At 62.3% G+C, this 19,467-nt stretch carries 19 protein-coding genes and 1 other RNA gene; 7 read left to right on the top strand and 13 right to left on the bottom strand.

Annotated elements, in window-relative coordinates:
* Position 1 precedes the first annotated feature (1 nt).
* The 4 genes from FEV51_RS04240 to FEV51_RS04225 are packed head-to-tail and all read right to left on the bottom strand — an operon-like array spanning position 2 to position 2,724.
* The gene (locus FEV51_RS04240; protein ID WP_138616155.1) at positions 2 to 544 is read right to left on the bottom strand and encodes an NUDIX hydrolase; all 543 of its coding nucleotides are present in this window, start codon (positions 542 to 544) and stop codon (positions 2 to 4) included.
* 2 nt (positions 545 to 546) lie between these two features.
* A complete protein-coding gene (locus tag FEV51_RS04235; RefSeq protein WP_138616153.1) occupies positions 547 to 1,221 on the bottom strand; it encodes a TPM domain-containing protein in 675 nt (224 codons plus the stop codon).
* Between the two features lies 1 nt (position 1,222).
* Entirely contained in the window at positions 1,223 to 2,032 is an 810-nt protein-coding gene (locus FEV51_RS04230) for a TPM domain-containing protein (protein WP_138616151.1), read from the bottom strand.
* Positions 2,033 to 2,049: 17 nt separating this feature from the next.
* Positions 2,050 to 2,724, bottom strand: a complete 675-nt coding sequence (locus FEV51_RS04225; protein WP_138616149.1) for a LemA family protein — start codon at positions 2,722 to 2,724, stop codon at positions 2,050 to 2,052.
* A gap of 134 nt (positions 2,725 to 2,858) precedes the next feature.
* On the opposite strand from FEV51_RS04225, the gene mscL reads away from it, so the two are divergent.
* Positions 2,859 to 3,368, top strand: a complete 510-nt coding sequence (gene mscL, locus FEV51_RS04220; protein WP_171033028.1) for a large conductance mechanosensitive channel protein MscL — start codon at positions 2,859 to 2,861, stop codon at positions 3,366 to 3,368.
* Positions 3,355 to 3,701: a transfer-messenger RNA gene (ssrA, locus tag FEV51_RS04215) on the top strand. The genes mscL and ssrA overlap by 14 nt, the downstream gene beginning before the upstream one ends.
* Positions 3,702 to 3,798: 97 nt before the next feature.
* On the opposite strand, the gene FEV51_RS04210 is transcribed toward ssrA, so the two are convergent.
* The 4 genes from FEV51_RS04210 to FEV51_RS04195 form a co-directional block, all read right to left on the bottom strand.
* Positions 3,799 to 4,047 (bottom strand): hypothetical protein, encoded by a 249-nt coding sequence (locus FEV51_RS04210; protein ID WP_138616146.1) that lies wholly within the window; start codon positions 4,045 to 4,047, stop codon positions 3,799 to 3,801.
* Between the two features lie 139 nt (positions 4,048 to 4,186).
* Positions 4,187 to 5,437 (bottom strand): N-succinylarginine dihydrolase, encoded by a 1,251-nt coding sequence (locus tag FEV51_RS04205; RefSeq protein ID WP_138616144.1) that lies wholly within the window; start codon positions 5,435 to 5,437, stop codon positions 4,187 to 4,189.
* Positions 5,434 to 6,450 (bottom strand): arginine N-succinyltransferase, encoded by a 1,017-nt coding sequence (locus tag FEV51_RS04200; RefSeq protein ID WP_138616142.1) that lies wholly within the window; start codon positions 6,448 to 6,450, stop codon positions 5,434 to 5,436. Before FEV51_RS04200 ends, FEV51_RS04205 begins: the two co-directional genes overlap by 4 nt.
* Positions 6,447 to 7,655 (bottom strand): hydrolase, encoded by a 1,209-nt coding sequence (locus tag FEV51_RS04195; RefSeq protein ID WP_138616140.1) that lies wholly within the window; start codon positions 7,653 to 7,655, stop codon positions 6,447 to 6,449. The genes FEV51_RS04200 and FEV51_RS04195 overlap by 4 nt, the downstream gene beginning before the upstream one ends.
* A 147-nt stretch (positions 7,656 to 7,802) precedes the next feature.
* Here FEV51_RS04195 and FEV51_RS04190 point away from each other — a divergent pair, with 147 nt between their 5' ends.
* Positions 7,803 to 9,902, top strand: coding sequence for a malate synthase G (locus FEV51_RS04190; RefSeq protein ID WP_138616138.1), 2,100 nt, complete (start codon positions 7,803 to 7,805; stop codon positions 9,900 to 9,902).
* Here FEV51_RS04190 and FEV51_RS04185 read toward each other — a convergent pair.
* The 5 genes from FEV51_RS04185 to FEV51_RS04165 form a co-directional block, all read right to left on the bottom strand.
* Positions 9,899 to 10,573: an energy transducer TonB gene (locus tag FEV51_RS04185; protein WP_138616136.1), complete on the bottom strand. Its 675-nt coding sequence runs from the start codon at positions 10,571 to 10,573 to the stop codon at positions 9,899 to 9,901. The two genes, FEV51_RS04190 and FEV51_RS04185, sit on opposite strands and share 4 nt — an antisense overlap.
* A gap of 94 nt (positions 10,574 to 10,667) precedes the next feature.
* Positions 10,668 to 11,489 (bottom strand): 16S rRNA (adenine(1518)-N(6)/adenine(1519)-N(6))-dimethyltransferase RsmA, encoded by an 822-nt coding sequence (gene rsmA / locus FEV51_RS04180; RefSeq protein ID WP_138616134.1) that lies wholly within the window; start codon positions 11,487 to 11,489, stop codon positions 10,668 to 10,670.
* Positions 11,482 to 12,495 carry a 4-hydroxythreonine-4-phosphate dehydrogenase PdxA gene (pdxA, locus tag FEV51_RS04175; protein ID WP_138616132.1) on the bottom strand — a complete coding sequence of 338 codons (1,014 nt, stop codon included), beginning with the start codon at positions 12,493 to 12,495 and terminating at the stop codon, positions 11,482 to 11,484. Before pdxA ends, rsmA begins: the two co-directional genes overlap by 8 nt.
* Positions 12,492 to 13,859, bottom strand: a complete 1,368-nt coding sequence (locus tag FEV51_RS04170) for a peptidylprolyl isomerase (protein WP_246034426.1) — start codon at positions 13,857 to 13,859, stop codon at positions 12,492 to 12,494. Before FEV51_RS04170 ends, pdxA begins: the two co-directional genes overlap by 4 nt.
* Before the next feature lie 102 nt (positions 13,860 to 13,961).
* Positions 13,962 to 16,313, bottom strand: a complete 2,352-nt coding sequence (locus FEV51_RS04165; protein ID WP_246034425.1) for an LPS-assembly protein LptD — start codon at positions 16,311 to 16,313, stop codon at positions 13,962 to 13,964.
* Between the two features lie 100 nt (positions 16,314 to 16,413).
* Between FEV51_RS04165 and FEV51_RS04160 the strand changes: the two genes are divergently transcribed.
* The 4 genes from FEV51_RS04160 (at position 16,414) to ndk (ending at position 19,420) form a co-directional block, all read left to right on the top strand.
* Positions 16,414 to 17,874, top strand: coding sequence for a leucyl aminopeptidase (locus FEV51_RS04160; RefSeq protein ID WP_138616130.1), 1,461 nt, complete (start codon positions 16,414 to 16,416; stop codon positions 17,872 to 17,874).
* Between the two features lie 11 nt (positions 17,875 to 17,885).
* Complete coding sequence (locus FEV51_RS04155; protein WP_138616128.1) at positions 17,886 to 18,341, top strand: DNA polymerase III subunit chi; 456 nt, start codon at positions 17,886 to 17,888, stop codon at positions 18,339 to 18,341.
* 39 nt (positions 18,342 to 18,380) lie between these two features.
* A complete protein-coding gene (locus FEV51_RS04150; protein WP_138616126.1) occupies positions 18,381 to 18,911 on the top strand; it encodes a hypothetical protein in 531 nt (176 codons plus the stop codon).
* Positions 18,912 to 18,997: 86 nt separating this feature from the next.
* Positions 18,998 to 19,420, top strand: a complete 423-nt coding sequence (gene ndk / locus FEV51_RS04145) for a nucleoside-diphosphate kinase (protein ID WP_138616124.1) — start codon at positions 18,998 to 19,000, stop codon at positions 19,418 to 19,420.
* Positions 19,421 to 19,467: the final 47 nt, after the last annotated feature.

Here is a 19,467-nt window from a genome sequence, read left to right as displayed (position 1 = left end):
ATTATTCTCCGCTGAGGATGCCTAGTCCCAGCAGCAAGAGCATGCGTACGTCGATCCCGCAACCTTCGCTGCGTTTGGCGGCGATGAAATCGGGCAGCGCGGAAAATGCCACGCGGTGGACGGTGATATTCTCGCCCTCGACGCCGCCGCCCTCGTGAATTTTGGTCAGCCCGGTCGCCCGTACCAGCGTGAAACTTTCGCTGACCATGCCGGGTGAGGAGAAATATTCGCCCATGTCGGCAAGCTGCGCCGCGCGGTAGCCGGTTTCCTCTTCCAGCTCGCGGCCCGCAGCGGCCAGATCATCCTCGTCCTCACCGCCCGCATCATCGCCGATCAGCCCGGCGGGCAGCTCAAGGCAATTGCGGCCCAGCGGCACGCGATATTGCTCGACCAGCAGGACGTGATCATCCTCGACCGCCAGAATAACCGCCGCGCGGATATTACGCGCCCGGCCGACATATTCCCAGCGGCCGCGCTGCTTGGTGGTGATGAAACGGCCCTGCCAGACGATTTTTTCCTCTGCGTCTTGGTCTGGGACAGGCATCGTCAGACCTCGATCAGGCGGTCGGGCAATTCATTGACGTCATCCTCGGCGCGGGGGAAATGTTCGGATAACACTGCGCCGACATCACGGACCCCTGCCGCCATGCCCTCGGCAATCTGGCCCTTTTTGATCTCGGCCAGCATATCGGCCATCGCCTCGCCCCAGACCTCAGGCGCGACTTCGCCAGCGATGGCTTCGTCGGCGACGATTTCGGCGCGGTGTTCGCGCATCGAGAGATAGATCAGCACACCCGTGCGGCCATGGGTGCGGCGTTCCGCGCCAACCTTGAAATGGCGAATAGCCGCCTCACGCACACGCGCCGATTTGACCGGCGGCGGGATCAGCCAGAATTTCAGCGGCTGCCATAGCTGGACCGCCAGCACGCCGAGGAATTTGGCGAGGCCGATGGCGATAACCACCGTGAGAATTTCGCCGTGCGTCCATTCGCTTCCCCAACCGCCCATAAACCTGTCCAGCGCTGTCAGGTAGAGTTCCGGGAACAGCGCAAATACACTCATCGCGGTGAAGGCCGCGGCAATGGCCCACCACAGCGCCACATCGGTGTAACCATCCGACCGGTCGGCCAGCACGGTGACAATCTCGCCAGCGGTATGGGCCTCGGCCTGCGCGACAGCATCGGAGACGATGCGATGCTGCTCTTCGTTCAGATAGCCCATGTCACCAGCCCCCCGAGGCGCCGCCGCCGCCGAAACTGCCCCCGCCGCCGGAAAAGCCTCCACCGCCGCCAAATCCGCCGCCGCCGCCACCCCAGCCGCCACCGCCGCCATCGCTCATGCCGCGGGCAATCGCCTTGCCGGCTTCCCACAGGATGATGTCACCCACCGCGCCGCCCATACCGCCGCGGCGATACCGCCGATTGCGACCGCGTGAGAACATCGGGAGAATGAAGAAGAACAGGATAAACAGCACCCAGATGATTGCGCCGATGGGAAATCCGCCCTCGTTTTCACGCTGTTCGCTCACCTGCTGGGCCACCTTGGCAGCCTCTTCAGGGGGCAGTTCCAGTTGGGTCATCACGCTGTTCGCCCCAGCAACGATGCCGCCGGTGTAATCGCCTTCGCGGAAATACGGTTTCATCTGTTCGATATATTCAAACGCCAGGCCGTCGGGCAGGATCGGCTCAAGGCCATAGCCCACCTCGATCCGCATCTTGCGTTCAGCCGGGGCGACAATCAGCAGCGCCCCGTCGTCATTTTCGCTGTCGCCCAATTCCCACTGCCGCCCAAGGCGATAGCCGTAATCGGCGATATCATAGCCTTCCAGATCGGGAATGGTGACCACCACGAACTGACGCTGCGTGCGCTTCTCGAAATCTTCAAGCTGCTGCGTCAGCTCCGCCTCGGCCGCATTGTCGATAATATTGGCCGCATCGACCACCGCCGCAGTCCCGCGATCAGGAAAGGTCTGCGCGGCCAGCGGTGAAGCCAGCGCAGCCAAAACGGCAAAAATGGCGGCGAAGCACCGCATGGCTGTTCTCATGTCGCTCAGTTATTGACCGCAGGGCGTTCGTCGGTGGCGGTATTGTCATTCGCGCCAGCAGCAGGAGCGCTGGTGCCGGGGCGCATATCGAGCGTCGGGGCGGTTTCGGCACCCGGCGTTGCGGCCTGATAGGGGACCATTGCCTCGGCGCCGTGGATGACCTTCGCACCGATCGCATCGGGGAAGGTGCGGATGGTTGTGTTATAGGCGCGCACAGCCTCGTTATAGTCGCGGATCGAGATGCGGACGCGGTTTTCCTGGCCTTCTATCTGAGTCATGAAGCGGCCGAAGTTTTCCTGGCTCTTGAGCTCGGGATACCGTTCAACCGAAACCAGCAGCCGCGACAGCGCCCCGCCAAGCTGGTTCTGTGCCTGCTGGAACTGCTGCATCTTGGCCGGATCGCTCAGATCGTCTCCTGACATCTGGATTTCCGGGCGAGTGGCCGAAGCGCGCGCCTGGATCACATCGTTCAGCGTTGCCCGCTCGTTCTCCGCAGACGACAGGACGATTTCCTGCAGATTGGGGATCAGATTGGCGCGTTCCTGAAACGCGGCCTGGACATCGGCCCATTTGGCCTTGGCATTTTCCTCAGCCGTCGGGACCGAGTTGAGACCGCAAGCCGATACGGCAAGCGCAAAAGCCGCGACAATGGCGGTGCGGAATGTGGCAAATCGAGTCATGGCTACGAAGATCCCCTTGTGGACTGTCTTATCAAGATAGCACGGTTCCGCTCGCGTGCAAGATTAACCCGCGCTTGTTTCCCGCTTTTGGCGATGGCAGTGGGCACGCAATTGGCAGAAAAGGAATTGCTTCAATGAGCCTTGGCAACGAATTCAAGAAGTTCATCGCCCGCGGAAACGTGCTGGACCTAGCGGTCGGCGTGGTCATCGGCGCAGCGTTCGGCAAGATCACCACCGCGCTGACCGAAAGCATCCTTATGCCGACAATCGGCTGGCTGTTCGGCGATGTCGATTTTTCCAACTGGTTCGTGCGGCTGGGCGAGATTCCTGCAGGCTATGCCGGCGAAACCGGCAATTACGCGCAACTGAAAGAAGCCGGGGTGGCCATGATCGGTTATGGCGATTTCCTGACGCAGATCGTCAATTTCCTGATCCTCGCTTTCGCGCTGTTCATGCTGCTCAAGGGTGTGAACAAGGCACTGGACGAGATGCAGGCAAAACAGGCGGCGACCGAGGACAGCTCGCAAAGCGACGAGGTCCCGACCGACCCACAGCTCGACGTGCTGAAGAAAATTCTGGTCGAGCTGCGCAAGGGCGAACATGCACCCCAGACCGATCCTTCATCGGCATCCACTTCCCATTAAGCCAGAGATCGCTATATAGGGGGTGCCGGTTTCGACCGGATATGGCGATAAATGGCGTTATGTAATAGATACAACGGACCCGGGGGCAGTACCCGGCGGCTCCACCACCAGACGCGGTTGCGAGAGCGCATCTGATGAAGGGGCCGAACTAGGATCGACGTGTATTGAAAGATATCGTTTTTGCCCGGGCTGAGTAACCCGTTCAAGGCTCAAAACCCACAAGTGCCAATGATAATGAAGCACTCGCAATCGCTGCGTAATCTGACGGCCTAACGGCCTGATCTTACAAAGCTAAAGCGCGGTTGGACCCACCGGGCAACAGAAGGGACTCCGGGGCTCCGGGGGTAGCTAGCAACAGAAACCCCCACCTTTCACCAGCTCCAGTCCCAGTTTAAATGGGCTCGTTGCAGACGAGCCGGAAAACTGCTGCCTATTGCGTGGATTTTTCAGCAGCATTCGCCAGCGCGGCCTGTTCATACCGGATCGCATCAAGGATTTTCGCGCCGCCCAGCATTACGGCACCGGCGGTTGCGGCAAACAGCAAATATCCGCCAAATCCAGGGTATTCGACCGTATAATGCGCGCCGCGAGTCATCGCCCCCAGCGCCAGCGCGAAGATAATCATAAAGGCTTCAAACCGCGTCTTGATGACGAACAGGCGTTTGATCTTCGACAGCACTCGCGTTCCCTTCTTAACCTTTCGGAGTGCAAAACCTGTGCCAGTGACGGCTTCGCGCGGTTTCCAATGGTTAATACGGTACCGAGTGTAAGCGCCCCGGACAAAGGGTGTCCAGCGCGTTAACCATGCGATGCGGTGTTCAGGCCAGACTGTCCAGCGATAGGACAGCGAGCAATGCTTCGCGCGCCTCGATCACGATCTTGGCGAGTGTGTCCGTGCCGATATCGGCGGGGTCGATCTGTTCGGGCCACATGGTGCCGATGACCGCTTCGATCCGGTCGGCCTTGGCCTCGTCCAGCAAAAAGCGTGCATCGACTGTCGCCGGGTCCGCAACCACGCGCAGCCGCAGACAGGCGGGGCCGCCGCCATTGGCCATCGACTGGCGGACATCGACCGGAACGACATGGCGGATCGGGCCATTGGAGGCGAGCATGGACTGGCACCAGTTCCATACAGCGGCGCTTTCCTGACACTCGCTCGGCACCACCAGCGCCATCTCGCCAGACGGCAGGGTGAGCAATTGGGCGTTGAACAGATAGCTGCGGATCGCCTCAGCCAGACTGATCGCGTCCTCGGGCACTTCGACCACTTCGAGCGCGGGGAAGGCGCGGCGCATGGCGTCGTAAGCCCCGGCTTGATCAACGAAGGCGCGGGCGTGAGTGAACAGCACCCGCTCGTTCGCCACGGCGACCACATCATTGTGGAACGCGCCCGCCGCAATGGCTTCGGGGTTCTGTTCGACAAACACGCAGCGGTCGGCGTCGAGGCGGTGCAATCGTGCAACCGCACGGCTGGCCTGTTCGTGCTGACGCGCTGGGAACCGGCCACCGGGGCGGCCATAGACGAACACTTCGACGCCTGCGCTGCCATGCCCTTCGCACAGCCGCATATGGTTGGCCGCGCCTTCGTCGCCAAAGCTTGGCGTGACGGCATCATGCACTTTAAAATGATCTGGATCGGCAAAGGCGATGGCCAATTGCGCCTTGGTATCGCGCCATTCCTGCGCGCGGTGGACCATCGTCACCAGATTGGCAGGAGTGAAATGGCAGCGGCCATCCGCGGTATCGGGCGCCGGGCTGACCGTGGCGGCATTGGCGGTCCACATCGAACTGGCCGACCAAGCTGCCGCGCGCAGTTGCGCCGGAGCGGTGTCGTCAATCGCCAGTTCGTTCAGCAGCGCGAAGTTGGGGCGGGGCAGCGGCAGCAGGAAACCCTGCGCCAGCCCGCGTTCCATATTGCCGCGCATCTTGGCGATGCCCTGCAGCGCGGCGGCGCGCGGGTAGGATGGGTCACCCCCGTGGTTGGCGCTGGCGATATTGCCCAGGCTCAGCCCGGCGTAATTGTGGCTGGGGCCGACAATGCCGTCAAAATTGATCTCGGTCAGCGTCATCTCGCCACGCTCCACACTTCGTCACCAGTGTCCACTTCGAGTGCTGCGGCGCAGACCGTGTCGATGGCCAGCGTGCCGTCCTCCAACACCTCGCGCATACCATAGGCGCAGCGGAAACTGTCCAGCTCGCCCGTCGCAATCAGGGCGCGTTCGCCAAGGTCCAGATCGGTCGGGCCGACGCGGGCGGGCGTGGCGTCGCGCACGCTTTTCACATTATCGGTGCGTGCCGTCATCGAGGGACCGCCATCGAAAATGTCGACATAACCCTCGAACGCCAATCCTTCGTTCTCCAGCATCCGCATTGCGGCGCGGCCACTGGGGTGCGGCACGCCAATAACCTGCCGCGCTTCTTCTTGCAGCATTGCGACGTAAACGGGATGCTTGGGCATCAGATCGGCAATAAACTGGTTGCCATTGATCGCGTTGAAATAGTCGGCTTCCTGAAAGCTCATGCCAAAGAACCGGCCCGCCACACCGTCCCAGAAGGGGGACCCGCCACGGTCGTCGATCACGCCGCGCAATTCGGCCAGCAGGCGGTCGGCAAAGCGGCTGCGGTGCATGGCGATAAACAGGTAACGGCTGCGGGCGAGCAGCAGGCCCAGCCCGCCGGCACGTTCACCGGGGTGCAGGAACAGCCCACCAACCTCTGCCGACCCTTCCAGATCGGTGGTCAGGCTGAGCAATTCGGCGCGCACTGTACGGTCCAGCTCTTGGGAATGCTGCGTCAGCGTGTTGAGGCGATAGGAATAGAATGGCAGTTGCTGGCCGACCTGGCTGAACATCTGGCAGGTGCCGCGCACCTGGCCGGTCTCAGTATTTTCCAAAACCAGCACAAACTGGTCATCGCCCAGTTCGCCGTCACGGCGCGCAAATGCGGCCCGTGCGCGTTCCAGCTTGGCAGCCAGCGCCTTGCGATCGGCGGGCAGATTGGTGAACCCGCCGCCGGTCAGCTTGGCCATTTCATACAGATGCTCGAGATCGTCGGGGCGCGCGGCGCGCAAGCGAAAGCTCACAGATGTTCTCCGGATGCAAGACGGGTGAGGACCAGCGCGGACAGCGCCGCGCGTTCCCTGAGTGATGGGACTATCATAAACTCGTCGGGCGAATGGATCGCGCCGCCGCGGACCCCCATAGTGTCAACCACGGGCACGCCGCAGGCTGCGATATTGTTGCCGTCACACACGCCGCCGGTGGATTTCCAGCCGATGGTCTGGCCCAGCTGGGCACCGCAGTCGCGCACCAGATCGAACAACTTCTGCGCCTGCGAATCGACCGGCTTGGGCGGGCGGGTAACGCCGCCGTGACGGTGAACGCCCACTTCATGCTGCACCTCTATTGTGCGCAGCAAAGCGTTCAGTTCACTATCGAACCGCCCCATCGCATCGGTTGATTTGGGGCGAATGTTGAACCGCAGCACTGCCAGATCGGGCACCACATTGTTTGCTGAACCGCCCTCGATCTTGGCCGGGTTGACGGTAATGTCCTCCGCCTCCAGCGCCTTGATCCGCAATACCAGATCGGCCGCCGCGACAATGGCGTTGCGACCTTCATGCGGGTTGCGACCGGCATGTGCCGATTTGCCGGTGATTGTGATCGAATAATTTCCCGTACCGCCGCGCGAATGCGCCAGTGTGCCATCGGGCAATGCAGAAGGTTCATAAGTCAGCGCCGCATATTTCCCGCGCGCCAGTTGCTCGATCAAGTCGCGGCTGGCCAGGCTGCCGGTTTCTTCGTCCGAATTGATCATCACGTCATAGCCAAGCCGCGCGGCATCGGGGGTTTGCTCAAAGGCGGTCAGCGTGTGGAGGATGACGTTGAGGCCGCCCTTCATATCGGCCGTGCCGGGACCGTTTAGCGTCTCATCGTCCAGCCAGCGCAGGTCCTGAAACGGGTGATCAATGGGAAACACCGTATCCATATGGCCGGTCAGCACCAGCCGCCGCTCCGCTTCGGGCCGGACGCGCAGAACCATGTGCTGGCCATGCGGCTTTGCGAATTCCGTGCCATCGGCGGCCACCGCCGTAACGGGGGCGGGATCGACCAGTTCGACATCGCCGGGCAGCGCGGAAAAGGCATTGGCGAGCACGCCCGCCATCGTCGCCAGCCCGCTAACATTGGCAGTGCCGGTATTTATCGCCGCCCAATCCTGCACCTCGCGCAGCATGGTATCGGCATCAATCGCCGCAAGCAGCGCCTCGGGAGAATGTTCCGGTTTCATCGGAAATGTCTCTAACCGCCGCGTCTGCCGAGTCCACCCCCGCGCCCGTTCTGGCGGTTGCAAAGCCGTGGATGCTTGGCCATAGAACCCCTCGCTCCTCCCCGGAAATTCAGACGTTTCACGATTTGCGAAAATGCGAGGAGTTTCATGAGCAATTTTGTCACCCATGCCGACCTGCGTGTCGATCCCGCCCTGGCGGCGTTTATCGAGGGTGAGGTGCTGGCACCGCTGGGCCATGATGCAGGGGCGTTCTGGCATGGCTTCGCTGCGCTGCTGGCCGAATTCGCACCGCGCAACCGCGCTCTGCTGGCCCATCGGGAGGCCTTGCAGCAGCAGCTCGACGACTGGCACCGGGCACAGCGCGGGACTTCAGTTGATCCCGCCGCCTACCGCAGCTTTCTCGAGGAGATCGGCTATCTGGTCCCCGAACCGGGCGCCTTCACGATTGGCACGCAGAATGTCGATGCGGAGATCGCGGCGATGGCGGGGCCGCAGCTGGTGGTGCCGGTGCTCAACGCGCGCTTCCTGCTCAACGCCGCCAATGCGCGCTGGGGCAGCCTGTATGATGCTTTCTACGGCACCGATGTGCTGGACGCGCCGCCCGCCCGGCCGGGGGGTTACGACCAGCAACGCGGCGCAGCGGTGATCGCGGCGGGGCGGCGGTTCCTTGACGAGGCGTTGCCGCTGGTGGGTCAAAGCTGGGCCACTATGGCCGACGAACCTGACGGCAAGCTGGCCGATGAACGCCAGTATGTCGGCAAGACTGCCAAGGGCCTGCTGTTCCGCAACAATGGCCTGCATATCGAAGTCCAGTTCGACCGCGCGCATCCGGTGGGCAAGGGCGATCAGGCCGGGATCAGCGATATCGTGGTGGAATCGGCGCTGACGACAATCTGCGATTGCGAAGATTCGGTCGCGGCGGTCGATGCCGAGGACAAGCTGCTCGCTTACCGCAACTGGCTGGGCGTGATCCGCGGCGATTTGCAGGAGAGCTTTGACAAGGGCGGCAAGACACAGCTGCGCACGCTGGCCGAGGACAAGCGCTACACCTCGCCTGACGGCAGTGAACATACGCTGCCCGGCCGCAGCCTGCTGTTCGTGCGCAATGTCGGCCATCTGATGACGAATCCGGCGATCCTGCTGGCCGATGGCAGCGAGATTCCCGAAGGCATTATGGACACCGTCATCACCAGCGCAATCGGCGCGCTGGATGTGGCGGGCAAGGGGCGCTTCGGCAACAGCCGCACGGGTTCGATCTATATCGTGAAACCCAAGATGCACGGACCGGCAGAATGCGCTTTCACCAATGATCTGTTCGATGCGGTGGAGGATTTGCTGAGACTGCCGCGCCACACGATCAAAGTGGGCGTGATGGATGAAGAACGCCGGACTTCGGCCAATCTGGGGGCCTGCATCCATGCGGTGAAGGACCGGATAGTGTTCATCAACACAGGTTTTCTCGACCGTACGGGGGACGAGATTCACACGTCGATGCAGGCGGGGCCGATGCAGCGCAAGGGCGCGATGAAGGATGCGCCGTGGCTCAAGGCTTACGAGGCACGCAATGTCGGCATCGGCCTGCGCCACGGGCTGTCAGGCCGCGCACAGATCGGCAAGGGGATGTGGGCCGCGCCCGATCTGATGGGCCAGATGATGGCGGAAAAGATCGGCCATCTGCGCGCCGGGGCCAACACCGCCTGGGTGCCCAGCCCCACCGCCGCCACGCTGCACGCGATCCACTATCACCGCGAGGATGTGTTCGAAATCCAGCAGGGACTGGGCGATGTGCCGGGGCTGGAGGATCTGCTGACCATCCCGCTGGCCACGGGCACCAACTGGTCCGACGAGGAAATCCGCGCCGAGCTGGACAACAATTGCCAGGGCCTGCTGGGTTATGTCGTACGCTGGATCGATGCCGGGGTGGGCTGTTCCAAAGTGCCCGATCTGAACGACGTCGGCCTGATGGAAGACCGCGCGACACTGCGCATTTCATCGCAGCATATCGCCAACTGGCTGCTCCACGGCGTGGTGAGCGAGGATCAGGTGATGGACGCGCTGCGCCGCATGGCCGCCAAGGTGGACCAGCAGAACGCAGGCGACCCGTTCTATCTGCCGCTGATGGAGAACGAGGATGGCCCGGCGTTTTCAGCCGCGAAGGATCTGATCTTCAAGGGTGCGGAGCAGCCCAGCGGCTATACCGAACCGCTGCTGCATAAATGGCGAGCGCGGGCGAAGGAGGCTATTTAACGAAGCGCTCTTCGCTTGACTACGCGGACATCCGTTTCAGTACCCAATGTAATCTGCAATTCAGTGGTGGGACCATGAGTGAATGCAATCAACCATGATCTGAGACCCCTGACGTAATTACCGGAATTATCAGTTAAAGGAGCTGAGAACTCTGGCTGTTTAATGATCGAGCATGCCAATTCGTCCAATTTTTGATCGCCGCTTGTGTCCGTGACGTGGCATGCCGTCTGGTTGGCTACAGGATTGAGCGTAACGATGATTTCAGCAAAGATCGGGCTTTCTACTTCGATCTCTGACGACGAAAGCATCACGTCCGCATTATCAATATGGCTATTGCTCCCATAGGCTTGAGGTTTCCATATCACCTTGTCTCTTCGAATCGAGTAAACAGGTGTTCCTTCTATGTCTTTTGCCGGTTTGAAACGTGCTCGTTTTAAAATTGCATTACATACGGCACGATCCAGATCATCTGAGCCACTTTCAACCACGATAGCGCAGCGAATTGGACGACCTTTGTCATCTATTACAATTTCGAAAATAGTACTGGCACTCGTGCTGTCGATGGCGGATAAGTCACTAGCGAGGACCCATCTCGACGGACTTCCTTTTGCTTCGGATTTCACTGGCCCCGTTGCGAGCATTGCCAGAACACCTAAGATGATTCCTATCACGGCGATGAACCTTCCTTGCAATGGTTTCTAATTAATTTAATATGGCAAATCAGTGAAATGGACAAACTGATTTCTAGTTACTGCTGGGTGTCATTTAATCAGCTAACACCCGCGCCACTGCCACAAACTCCGCCACACTCAGCGTTTCGGCGCGCCGGGTTGGTTCGATTCCCAATGTCTCCAGCGCCTCGACTGCGCCGGGCAAGCCTTTCAAGCTCTGGCGCAGCATTTTGCGGCGTTGGCCGAAGGCGGCTTCGGTGACGCGCTCCAGCGTTCTGGCGCTGACGCCATCGGGCATGGCGGCGGGCGTGACGTGGACGATGGCGCTCATCACTTTGGGCGGCGGGGTGAAGGCGCTGCGGTGGACTTTCATCGCCAGCGCGGCGGCGCTGCGCCATCCGGCCAGCACGGCGAGGCGGCCATAGGCCGAGCTGCCCGGAGCCGCGACGATGCGCTGGGCGACCTCTTGCTGGAACATCAGCGTCAGGCTGGTCCACCGGGGCGGCCAGTGCTCCCCGCCCAGCCAGCGCACGAACAATGCGGTGCCGACATTATAAGGCAGATTGGCGACCACGGCGTAAGGCTCGCCCATCAGATCGTCATGACCGATCTTCATCGCATCGCCTTCGACCACGCGCAGCTGGCCGGGGAAGGCGGCTTCCAGTTCGGCCAGCGCGGGCAGGCAGCGGCGGTCCATCTCCACGGCGGTAACCCGCGCTCCGGCGCGCAGCAGCGCACGGGTCAGGCCGCCGGGGCCGGGGCCGATTTCCAGCACTGCTTTGCCGGTCAAATTGCCGGGCAGCGCGGCGATGCGGCTGAGCAATTGTTCATCCAACAGGAAGTTCTGGCCGAGCGCCTTGGAGGCGGTGAGGCCGTGACGGGCGATGACCTCGCGTAAAGGAGGCAGGTCAGTCATGCGAAGCCCGCCCTGCCGCACACTCGCCCGCCATCCGCAGCGCCGCGATCATCGCGCCGGGGTCGGCGATATTCTTGCCCGCAATATCGAAAGCCGTGCCGTGATCGGGACTGGTGCGCACAATCGGCAGGCCCAGCGTGACATTCACTCCGGCATCGAAGTCGAGCGCCTTGAGCGGGATCAGCGCCTGATCGTGATACATCGCCAACGCCGCATCATAGGTTTCGCGCATACGCGGGGTGAACAGCGCATCGCCGGGGATCGGTCCGACCACGTCCAGCCCTTCGCTGCGCAAAGCGGCGATGGCGGGCGCGATGATCGCCGCTTCTTCGCTGCCGAACTGTCCGCCTTCGCCGGCATGGGGGTTCAGCCCCGCCACTGCCAGCCGCGGTGCGGCAATACCGAAATCGCGGCGCAGTGCCTCGGCAACGATACGTGCCTTGTGCTTGATCAGATCGGCGGTGAGCAGCGCCGGCACGTCGCCCAGCGCGCAATGGACCGTCAGCGGCACTGCCCGCAGGCTTGGCCCGGCGAGCATCATCACCGCGTCATGTTCGGGCCGCCCGCAGGCGGCGGCGAGATATTCGGTCTGGCCGGGGTGCTGGAAGCCGACAGCCACCAGCGCGCTTTTCGCCACGGGTGCGGTTACCAGCCCGCTGGCCAATCCCAGCCGCGCAATCTCGGCACCGCGTTCCAGCGAAGCCAGCGCCAGCTGCGCACCAGCCGCATCGGGCGTGCCGGGGGTATAGGGACTGTCGAACGCGCCCAGTACCGGCAGCGCGTCCGCAAAGACGCCGCCCGCCTGATCTGGATCGTCGATTGCCGTGACACTCAGCGCAATGCCGCGTGTCCTGGCCGCAGCCTCGATCACCGCCTTGCCGCCGATCACGAAGAACGGCTTCAGGCCCGCGCTGTCACGCTGCGCCCAGGCTTCGACAATCAGCTCGGGACCGATCCCCGCGGGATCGCCAAGCGAGACCGCGAGGGGTTTAAGCGGCGCTGTCAATTATACTCGATGTAAGCGTCATTACGCAGATCACGCAGATAACTTTGCGCGCGCTTGTTAATGCGTTCGTCTTCCAGCTGACCCATCAGCGTGTCGAAGTCAGGGCCGGATTCGAGCTTGGGATCGTCACGTCCGCACAGCATCAGCACGCGCACGCCTTCCTCGGCAGAACCGAAGGGCGGGGTGGTCTGGCCAAGCTGCAGATTAAGCACGATGTCCTGCAATTGTTCAGGCAGTGAGCGCACGCGGATCTGGTCATTGGTGACCACCGTCGCGCCCAGAGCCGGAGCAGCGGTTTCAGCATCGCCGCAGCCGCGCATTGCCTGAACACCGGCGACAAAGCGGTCGAGCTTGCCGCGGTTTTCCTCTTGCGTGGTGCCCGGCTCGAACGTGATCTGGATCTGCTTGAGCGAGAGCAGCGCATCACGCGGATCAGCCATCAGGATCTGGCGCTTGTCGATCAGATAGAGGATCGATACGCCGCCGGGAATGCTGACCGGGCCAACCAGCTGGCCGGGCTGCATTTCACGCGCCACTGCTTCCAGCTGGGCGTTCTTGAGCTGACCCAGCTGGATCCAGCCAAGGTCGCCGCCCACTGCGGCAGTGGAGGCCTGCGAGAACTGGCGGGCATAGGCAACAAAGCTGCCGCCCTGACGCAATTGTTCGACAATCTTTTCGGCATTGGCCTGTACGGTGGCCGCGCTTTCGGGTGTGGACGAGAGGAAAATCTCGCCGATCCGGTATTCATCGGTGCCGCGCGACGCTTCGAGCCGGGTAATCAGCTCGTTCACCTCTTCGGCGGAGACATTGACGAACGGCGCGACATTGCGGCTCATCAGGCGCTGCCACGCCAGCTCGCCGGCGATCTGGCGCTTGAGCGAGCCGGGCGAGGAACCGATGCTCGCGAGATATTCGTCCATAGCATCGGCGCGCTGGCCGAAATTCTGCGCGGCAACACGCGCGTAAGTCTGGTCGATTTCTTCAGAGGTAATCGCCAGCTCCTGAGCAGTGGCGGCCTGGATTTGCAGCGTTTCGTCGATCAGATTGCGCAGCACCTGGGTGCGGACCCGCTGCAACTCGTCGGCAGGCAGCTCGGTACGATTGGCGGCCACCAGCAGGGCGACACGGTGATCGACATCAGTGCCGGTAATCACCGACCCGTTCACCACTGCCGTCGCCTTGCGGATATTGGGGTTGGTATCGCCCAGCATCGAGAAATTCGCGGGCAGGTCCAACGTATTGTCCGTCGCCGATTGGGCCTGGACCGCGATGGGCGCAGTGGCCATTCCTGCGGCGGCGGCGAAGGTAAGCAGCTTGGAAATGGTCTTTGCAGTCACACGCATATACTCAGTTGCGGCGCTCATATGGCGCCCGATTGATGCCGCCAATGCGGCCTGCCGGCTTAACCGTAGCTTATTGCGGAGGCGCGGATAGCGCTTTTGTTCGCTGCTGCCAACGGGGGCGGATCAGCGAAAGCCCAGATTTCGCAAGCTGAAATACAGCTGGAAGGTATCGCCGCGCTGCGCATCGCCCGAAGTGATGTAGTCGCGCCGCCAGGTCAGGCCCATTTCCATACAGTCATCCTGATAGGCGACACCCAGCCGCGTGCGAATCGGATCGAAGCCATCGGATTGAAAACTGGGATCTTCTTCGCGGTCGGTCAGGTTGAACACGCCCGACCCGAAGACCGACCAGTATTTGGCAAAGGCCACCCGCACTGCGGCGCGTGCTTCCTCGCGGTCCTGCAAATCCTCCAGCCCGGCGATATTGCGGTTAAGCCGCAGATAGCCAAGCTCGGCATAGGTGCGGCTGGTGCCGATGGTGGAGTCGATCTCGTTCCGGCGGATCGCCAGATTGTCCTTGTCGAGCCGGTAGCGATGCGTGAGCTTGACGAAATCGCGATAACGCACCTGCGTGCGGCCCACGAAGTCGGACACGCGCTCGCTCAGGCCTGTGCCATCGGGCAGGATCTCACGTGCGCTGTCGAGCCGGTAGGACTGGCCGAAAGTGGTGCGCACTTCGAAATCGGGAATGCGCAATTCCCAGTCGACGCCGTAAGTGATGCGCGCGCCATCCTCGATACGGTCATAACCGGGAAAGCGGTTGAGTGCGAAGAGGTTGGTATCCTCCAGATCGATCGCGCGCGAATCTTCATTGGGAATCGCCAGATTACGGATCGGCGGGGAAGCAAACAGCTGGATGCGCGGGGTCAGCACCTGTTCGCCGCCAAACAGGGTTCCGACAAACGGCCATTCCACATCCAGCGCGCCCAGCGCCACGCCGCGCGTCTGCCATCCGGGCGTGCCGCGATAGCTCGACGTGGTGGTCAGGAAATTCTCGTCGGAATGATAGACATCGCCGCGCACCAGCCCGGTCAGGGTGAAGACCTGCCCCAGCGAGGTAACGCGGCGCAAATCCCACTGCGCCTTGGCAAAGGCGCGCTGGGTGTCCTGACCCGCAGTGCGCTGGATCGCCAGCGTGTTGGCCTGCAATTCGACCTGTCCGCCCAGCACCGGGTCCTGAAGCCGCCGCCGGTAATCCAGGACGGGCAGGGCAATCGGCACCTGGCCCTGCTGCTGGTTCAGCCGCAGCGTCTGCGTCGCCCAACCGGCGAGCGAGAAATAAGACTGTTCGTCAATTCGCTCCAGCTCGACCATCGAACGCAGCCGGTCATCGCGGCTGATGTCATAGCGGCGCAGGAAGGTGCGGTCGCTGGCCAGACGCAGCGATCCGGTCAGGCTCCATTCCGGGTCGAACTGGAACTTGCCATTGGCGAATATATAGCCGCGCGGATCTTTTTCGCTGGTGGGTACGCCGGTAAAATCGGTGATGCGGCGGCTGTGCGTGGCATAGCCGGTGATCTGATACGCGCCCTTGTCGGTCAGATGCCGCCACTGCGCCGATAGCATGGGCGGCGCTTCGCTGAAGACATAGCCGGTGACGGCCAAATCCTTGTTATCGCCAAAGCGCAGGTAATAGGTGCCGGAAACCTCGACCCCGTTGCTTTCCGATATCCGCAGATCAGGGACCAGAAAACCTGCCACAGCGCCGCCATCGCTGCGGATGGCAAGACCGGGCAGCGGCAGGATGCGCGCGCCAAACAGTTCCAGATAGGCACCGCGAAAACGGATGCGGTTTTCCACCGGATCATAGCTGACCCGGTCCGCCGTGATCCGCCAGCTGGGGTTGCGCGGGCAGCCATCCGAATCGGCAACCGCACAGCCACTATAAGCCGCCTCGCTCAACGTGATGGTGCCGTCAGCTTCGCGCATTCCGGCATTGGCGGCCAGACGTCCGCCCTGCCGCAGCGCCAGCAGCAGATTCTCCATCGCGCCCGTTTCGAATGTGTCGGTCAGCTCGACATGGTCCGAAAATAGCTGATTGCCGTTCTCGTCCACGAACCGCACACGGCCCTGCGCCATGATGGTGCCTGACGGGCGGTGCCAGATGACCTTGTCGGCGCGCACCGAACGGTCCCCATTGCTGAGCACCACATTGCCCTCGGCCGTGACAGTGTCGCCATCCGAATCGTAATTGAGGATGTCGGCTTCGAAATCGATCTCACGTTCGCCAGCGGCGTTGAGACCGTCATTGGCGATGGGGTCTTCTGTAACCTGATCTGCGGAAACAATCGGCGGTGCGGGCAGCTGGGTCGTTTCATCGCCCTGCGGATCGGCGGTGGTGCCCATGCCGGGACCCGCGCCGTCCTGCGCCGCCAGCGGCGATGCACAGGCCAGCGCCAGCGCAGCCGCCAGCGATCCGAGCGCGGTGCGGGAATGCGGCGCGGCGCGCAAAGCTGGCTCGACAGGCGGGACCATGCCTTGCCTATCGCACCGGCCACGCCTAATCGCAATCGCCATCCGCAGGCTGGACGCGTTTCGCGACCCGTCCGCCGCAGTGATATATTCGGGAGATTCCATGCAAATTCAGTTCAGCCAGGCCCGTCCGCAATCGGCGCGCCTTCTTGCGCAAACCATTGATCAGGGCAAGCTGCCTTCTGCGCTCGAAAAATCCGTGACCGAAGGCGCGCAGGCCGCCCGCTTCAAGGGCAAAGCCGGTCAGGTCTTCGAAACCTTTGTCGAGCGCGATGGCGATGTCCTGCGGCTGGCACTGGCCGGTGCGGGCGATAAGAGCGCCGAAGATCGCAACGCCAATCTGGAAAAGGCCGGCGCGGCGCTGGCGAGCAAATATCAGTCATCCGGCGAGACCGAGCTGGCACTGGATGTCAGCGAATCGGGACTGTCGGCTGCGGAAGTCGCGCATGTTCTGCTGGGCCTGCGCCTGCGCAACTGGCGTCACGATGTCTATCGCACCAAGATCAAGGACGACCAGAAAATATCGCTGGAAACGGTCACCGTGGTGGGCGCACCCGATGATGCCGAGGCTGCGTGGACAGAAACCGCGCATCTGGCGACCGGCGTCGAATTTACCCGCGAACTGGTGACCGAACCGCCAAATGTCATTTATCCCGAAAGCTTCGTCGCACGCTGTCAGGCGCGCTTTGAAGGGACTGGCGCAGAGCTGATCGTGCTGGACGAAGCGGCGATGGAGAAGCTGGGCATGGGCGCGCTGCTGGGCGTGGGTCAGGGCTCACGCAAGGCATCGCAGATGCTGGCGATTCGCTGGAACGGCGGCGCTGCGGGTGATGCTCCGGTGGCGTTTGTTGGCAAGGGCGTGACCTTTGACACCGGCGGCATCAGTCTGAAACCGGGGCCGGGCATGGAGGACATGAAGTTCGACATGGGCGGCGCGGGCGCGGTTGCCGGTGCCATGCTGACGCTGGCCCTGCGCAAGGCGAAGGCCAATGTGGTCGGCGTGTGCGGACTGGTCGAGAATATGCCTGACGGCAATGCGCAGCGTCCTGCCGATGTGGTCACCTCGATGAGCGGGCAGACCATCGAAATCCTCAACACCGATGCCGAAGGGCGGCTGGTGCTGGCCGATGCGCTGCATTGGACGCAGCAGGAATTTCAGCCGTCGCGGATCGTCGATTTCGCCACGCTGACCGGCGCCATCATCATTGCATTGGGCAATGAACATTGCGGCGTTTTCTCGAACGACAACACGCTAGCCGAAGATCTTGAAAAGGCTGGCCGGACCAGCGGAGACAAGACCTGGCGGATGCCGATCGGCCCGGCCTATGACAAGCTGATCGACAGCCCGATCGCCGATATGAAAAATATGGGCAACAAGGGCGCTGGATCGATTACTGCTGCGCAATTCCTGCACCGCTTTATCGCCGACGGCACGCCGTGGGCGCATTGCGACATTGCCGGAACCGTATGGGCGGACAAGCCCGGTGCGACCTGGGGCAAGGGTGCAACCGGGTTCGGCGTGCGGCTGATCAACCAGCTCGTCGCCGATACTGCGGAGAGCTGAGGCACCACGCCATGCGGGTCGATTTCTACCAGCTGAGCCGCGATCCGGTTGACCGGGTCGTGGCTCTGCTGGCCGCAAAAGTCATGCAGGCGGGCGAGCGGCTGGTGGTGGTCACCGAGGATGCCGACCAGCGCCGCCGTATCTCCGAGACGCTGTGGGCGCAGGACGGCGCGGCCTTTCTGGCTCATGGTGACGCGGGTGAGGGCGATGCGGGCGCGGCCGATGCGGCGCGTCAGCCGATCCTGCTGTCGGCGGAATGCGCTTTTCCCAATGGCGCGCGGATGGCGATCCTGGCTGATGGCAAATGGCGTGAGGAGGCAGCAACCCTCGACCGCGCGATGCTGCTGTTCGATAATGCCGCCACCGACGCAGCGCGCGACCTGTGGCGGGTTCTGGATGCGCGTGAGGCCATTGATAACCGCATTTTCAAACAGCGCGATGATGGCGGCTGGCGCGAAGGGCGCTGACGCTGCGGAACAGAGCCGGGGTTCAGCCGTCGGTTATATATGCTCCGTAATGTCCGATATTTCTCACTTGTCGTGTCCGCAACCACTGCGCTGGTCCTGACCGGATGCAGCAAGGCTGAAGACTCTGAGGCCGAAATTGCGGCGTCTCCCACGGCCACACCGGCAGGCAGCTATGCCACCGACCCTGCTACGGGTGAGACCAGTGCAATTCTGACTGAAGCGGGCGGCGCAGTGACCAAAATGCGCTCAGGCGAAAAGGTGCCGGTCAAACTGCCCGCGGGCTTTACGCTTTTTCCCGGCGCTCAGGTGGTCACCAGCACTCACGTGGACCGTGACGGCGGTTCGTCCAGCGTGCTGGTGATGGATAGCGAGGCCGAGCCGGGCACAATGGCAGACTTCTACCGCGAGCAGGCAGAGGCGGCGGGCGTCAATGTCGAAGTCGTCATCTCTGCTGGTGGGGGAGAGACGATTGCGGGCCGTTCCAGTGACGGATTGCGCTTCAGTTTCCATGCCCGCCGCGACACCGCAATGACGCGCGGTGAGCTATCACTGGCCGAGCCGCAAAGCTGACAAGTCTTGCCCGCGCGCTCCTGCGGCGCTAGGGGCGCGCGCGAGACAATATTTCCCCCCCCAAACGACAATCCGAGGAATTTTCCATGGCGGCTACCCGCACCTTTTCGATCATCAAGCCAGACGCCACGCGTCGCAACCTGACCGGCGCGGTCACCAAGATGCTGGAAGACGCCGGTCTGCGCGTCGTCGCATCCAAGCGTATACAGATGAGCCGCGAACAGGCCGAAGGCTTTTACGACGTTCACCGCGAGCGTCCCTTCTTCGGTGAACTGGTCGATTTCATGATCAGCGGCCCGGTTGTGGTCCAGGTGCTGGAAGGCGAAAACGCCGTAAAGGCCAATCGCGACGTGATGGGCGCAACCAACCCCGCCGACGCCGATGAAGGCACGATCCGCAAGACCTATGCCGAAAGCATCGAAGCCAATTCGGTCCACGGTTCGGATTCGGAAGAGAATGCGGCCAACGAAATCAAGTTCTTCTTCAACGACGACGAACTCGTCGGCTGATCCGGCACGGGGCACCGGCCCGCTGGTGCCCCGTCCGTTTTCTTGCA

The sequence above is a fragment of the Qipengyuania marisflavi genome (genome assembly GCF_005884405.1).
GTDB lineage: Bacteria > Pseudomonadota > Alphaproteobacteria > Sphingomonadales > Sphingomonadaceae > Qipengyuania > Qipengyuania marisflavi.
The sequence above is the reverse complement of the archived record's forward strand: the minus strand, read 5'-3'. Positions and strand labels throughout refer to the sequence as shown.